This window comes from Variovorax sp. 01T439_2, from assembly GCF_056398445.1.
On sequence record NZ_JBFTPJ010000567.1, the window covers coordinates 1 to 3933 of the forward strand.

Here is a 3933-nt window from a genome sequence, read left to right on the forward strand (position 1 = left end):
CTTCTTAACGAAGCTGGAAAAGGCGCAGGAACCCCGTGCGCGTGCCTGAAAAAGACACTCGGATCGAAAAGTGAGTAGCTTTGTTTTCGCGTGGGGCGCGCACTGCGGCCCCGAAGGCCGGTCAACCGCGCTTGGGAATGCCCAGACCCTTCACAACCGCCGGCCGCGCCACGAAGGTTTCGAGCACCCGCGCCACATTCTTGAACTCGCTGAAGCCCACCAGGTCGCCCGCTTCGTAGAAGCCGATCAGGTTGCGGATCCACGGGAACGAGGCGATGTCGGCGATGGTGTAGTCGTCGCCCATGATCCAGGCGCGGTTCGCCAGGTGCTTGTCGAGCACGCCGAGCAGGCGCTTCGATTCGGCCACGTAGCGGTCGCGCGGGCGCTTGTCCTCGTAGTCCTTGCCGGCAAACTTGTTGAAGAAGCCGAGCTGGCCGAACATGGGGCCGATGCCGCCCATCTGGAACATCAGCCACTGGATGGTTTCGTAGCGGCCCGCTGCGTCCTGCGGAATCAGCTTGCCGGTCTTGTCGGCCAGGTACAGGAGAATGGCGCCCGATTCGAACAGCGCGAGCGGCTTGCCGCCAGGCCCGTGGGGGTCGAGGATCGCGGGGATCTTGTTGTTCGGGTTGAGCGAGAGGAATTCCGGCGACATCTGGTCGTGGGTCTCGAAGCTCACCAGGTGCGGCTCGTACGCAAGGCCGGTTTCCTCCAGCATGATCGACACCTTCACGCCGTTGGGCGTGGGCAGCGAATACAGCTGCAGCCGGTCAGGGTGCTGTGCGGGCCATTTCTGGGTGATGGGGAAGCGGGACAGGTCGGTCATGGGCGATTCATGAAAAGCGGAGTTGGAACGCCGCGCCCGCAGGGGTCAGATGCCCAGCCAGCTCATCAGGGCCGTCTCGACCTCGGCCGAGGGTGCGACAAAGCCAGTGTAGGTCGATGTGGCGAGCGCGCGCTTGCCGGCATCGCTTTGCGCGAGGCCGAGCAGGGCTTCGCGTGCCGCGCTGGCCGTGGCGGCGTCGAGCTTGCGCGAGGCCAGCCATTGCTTGATGGGCACCGCGCGCGATTCCGCGCACACATTGCCGCCGCCTTCCTTCCAGGTCTTGACCACGCCCGATGCCGCCGTGGCGCCGTAGGCGGCAAAGCCGTTCTGCACATAGAAGGGCACCGCGTCCTGGTAGCGCGTGTTGGTGAGCTTGAGCGCGGCGGGCTGCAGGCCCTGCTCGCGCAGCATCGCGCGCGTGATCACCGAGGTGATCGAATCCGCGTCGGGCATCACCAGGCCCTTGCCGGAGATGCTCTTCCAGTTGGAGATGGGCTGCGGCTCCTTGCACAGCAGCGACACCTTGTAGGCGGTGAAGCCGCTGGTCCAGGCCAGCGCCTGGTAGCGGCCGCTCTTGACGGCCTCGAGCGCCACGTGGGCCGGGTGGATGAAAGCCAGGTCGACCTGCTGCTCCTTCAGGGCCTCGCGCGCGCTGGTGTAGGAGATCAGCACCTTGATGGTCACCGGCTGCTTCAGCGCCTTGCTCAGCATCTCGGCAATGGGCTCGAAGCGCGGCGCGATCTGGCTTTCGGTGGTCTGGTAGCTCACGCCTTCGGTCACGCCGATGACCAGCGCGTGCGCCGGGGTGCCCGCTGCCAGCAGCAGCGCTGCCGCCGCCGGGGCGGCAAGGCGGAGCGGGTTCGGATGGCGGGCGCGGGACGCGCTGGCGGCGCTCCCGTCGGGTTGGCCGGAGCGGATGGGGGCTGGGATGTACATCAAAAGATCATAGGGGGCCGCCGCCCGGCCGCCGATGATCGCAAGCACCTATGCGCGCAGCCGCCCGCCCGTGGCATGGCAGCCGCGCGGCGGGGGCCTCAGAACCGCGCCTTGAGGAAGGCCGAAGGCCCGTGCAGCTTGACCTTGACGCGGGTCTCCGCCGTGCTGCTCTGGCGCGCCAGGTCGATGTTGGTGACGCCATAGGCCAGCACCAGGCCGACGTTCTTCACCGGGAACCACTCCACGCCCGCGCTGGCGTTGTAGATGTTGCCGTGGAAGCGGCCGCCGCCCTTGCGCACGCCGGAGAGGTCGGCAAACAGGCGCAGGTCGGGGTTGATGGCATGCCGCACGCCCAGTTCGAGCAGCGGCGCAACGGCGTTGTCGCTCGCATCCTCGTTCAAGGTACGGATCCGTCCGTTCACCGCGACGTTGGCGTTCGTGCCCACGTCGATGCTGTAGTAGGCGGCGCCGGCGCCCAGGCCGAACACCGTGTTGCCCGAGCCGAGCCACCACTTGTACGAGAGCTTGGCGAAGTCGAGCTTCACGTTGATGTTGGCATTGCCCACCGCGCTGAACGTGCCGAAGCCGCCGAAGGAATCGCTGCCCGCGGCCTGGCCGAAGTAGTCGCGCTTGTAGCGGTAGTAGTCGAACGAGAGGCCATGGCTGTCGCCGATCAGCAGGTCGGCCGTGATGCGCGGCATGGTCACGCGGCCGGGCTCCAGGTCGCGCGTGCGCAGCGCGCCGTACGGCGAGCTGACCGATGCGTTGAATTTGGGATCGGCGCTGAAGGCCCCCGCCGAGAAGCTGAAACGGTCCAGCGCGGGCGACGGCTCGGCCCAGGCCAGTGCGGGAGCAAGGAGAAATCCGGCGCCAGCCAATGCGCCCAGCTTCGTCAGCCTTGCGGAGCTGGCAAGCGGGCAGGAGCGGAGCAACAGCATGGAGAGATCCTTAAGAGGAGGAAAAGGCAAAAAAATACGCCTCGGGATCGACACGCAATTTGTGTGCGCGCCAGTCTTCCGGGCGGTTGCTCCCTGTTGATGAGCGCCAAGTTAATAGCCCCCTTGCGCAAAGCCCATGCGCCGATTGCCGCTGTGCGTGTAGGACGATGGCGACCCAGGCGTTCGCACACCTCAAAAAGTACTCAAGGTAAGCTTTGGAGATGCCAAAAAGTCTGTCCACCACCACCGGGCCGCAGCGTCTTCTCTATGCCGGCGTGGCGGGCATCGCCGTCGCGGCCGTCCCTTGGCCGCTCGACGCCATGGCGCGCGGGCTCGCGGGCTGGTGCACCAGCGCGGCGGTGTTCCTGCTGCTCACGTGGTGGCTGGCCGACACCTTCGATGCGGCGCAGACCCGCAAGCGCGCCCAGTCGCTGGACCAGCCCAACGTGGTGATCCTGGTCTCGATGCTGGTGGTCATTGCGGCGAGCGTGGTGGCCATCGCGATGCTGCTGCAGCAGGTCAAGCTGATGAGCGGGCCGGCGCGGGCAGGCCACATCGCGCTGGGGCTGGTGGCGCTGGTGGGCTCGTGGCTCATGATGCACACGATCTACGCCTTTCACTACGCGCACCGCTACTACATCGACCAGCGCGACGGTTCGCCCGACGGCGGGCTGGATTTTCCGGGCAAGGAAGAGCCGGACTATTTCGATTTCCTGTACTACGCCTACGTGGTCGGCATGACCACGCAGGTGTCCGACGTGCAGGCCACCTCGCGCGAGATGCGGCGCATCACGCTGGTGCAYAGCGTGCTCGCCTTCGCCTTCAACATGCTGGTGCTCGCGCTGTCGGTCAACGTGGTCGCGGGGGCGATGTAGCGGCCGCGCCGCCCGCGCGCGGCCACAGCTTCACGATGCCGGTGGAGAGCGCCACGCCGCAGACGATCACGCCCGCGCAGATCAGCATCCATTGCGTGATGTTCTCGCCCAGGAACACGGCGCCGTAGAACACCGCGAACACCGGCACCAGGAAAGTCACCGTGAGCGCGCGCGCCGGTCCCGCATTGGCGATGAGCCGGAAGAACAGGATGTACGCAAGGCCGGTGCATGCGATGCCCAGGGCCAGCAACGCGAGCCAGGCGCGCAGGCTCGGCATCTGCGCGGGCCAGAACCACAGCGCCGGAAGCGCGAGGAACAGCGTGGCCCCGATCTGGCTGCCGGTGGCGGTGGCCAGCGC

The 3933-nt window shown here is 66.8% G+C and carries 5 protein-coding genes; 1 reads left to right on the top strand and 4 read right to left on the bottom strand.

The window, feature by feature from the left end; all coding sequences use genetic code 11:
* Nucleotides 1–121 precede the first annotated feature (121 nt).
* From AC1DOC_RS23365 to AC1DOC_RS23375, 3 genes are all read right to left on the bottom strand, one after another.
* A complete protein-coding gene (locus tag AC1DOC_RS23365; protein ID WP_015866510.1) occupies nucleotides 122–826 on the bottom strand; it encodes a glutathione S-transferase N-terminal domain-containing protein in 705 nt (234 codons plus the stop codon).
* 45 nt (nucleotides 827–871) lie between these two features.
* Nucleotides 872–1762 carry a phosphate/phosphite/phosphonate ABC transporter substrate-binding protein gene (locus tag AC1DOC_RS23370; RefSeq protein ID WP_478083954.1) on the bottom strand — a complete coding sequence of 297 codons (891 nt, stop codon included), beginning with the start codon at nucleotides 1760–1762 and terminating at the stop codon, nucleotides 872–874.
* Nucleotides 1763–1860: 98 nt separating this feature from the next.
* A complete protein-coding gene (locus tag AC1DOC_RS23375) occupies nucleotides 1861–2700 on the bottom strand; it encodes a hypothetical protein (protein WP_015866508.1) in 840 nt (279 codons plus the stop codon).
* 221 nt (nucleotides 2701–2921) lie between these two features.
* On the opposite strand from AC1DOC_RS23375, the gene AC1DOC_RS23380 reads away from it, so the two are divergent.
* Nucleotides 2922–3575 carry a DUF1345 domain-containing protein gene (locus AC1DOC_RS23380; protein ID WP_062366417.1) on the top strand — a complete coding sequence of 218 codons (654 nt, stop codon included), beginning with the start codon at nucleotides 2922–2924 and terminating at the stop codon, nucleotides 3573–3575.
* On the opposite strand, the gene AC1DOC_RS23385 is transcribed toward AC1DOC_RS23380, so the two are convergent.
* Nucleotides 3550–3933, bottom strand: a 384-nt coding sequence (locus AC1DOC_RS23385) for an EamA family transporter (RefSeq protein WP_478130579.1), incomplete at its 5' end; no start/stop codon positions are given. The two genes, AC1DOC_RS23380 and AC1DOC_RS23385, sit on opposite strands and share 26 nt — an antisense overlap.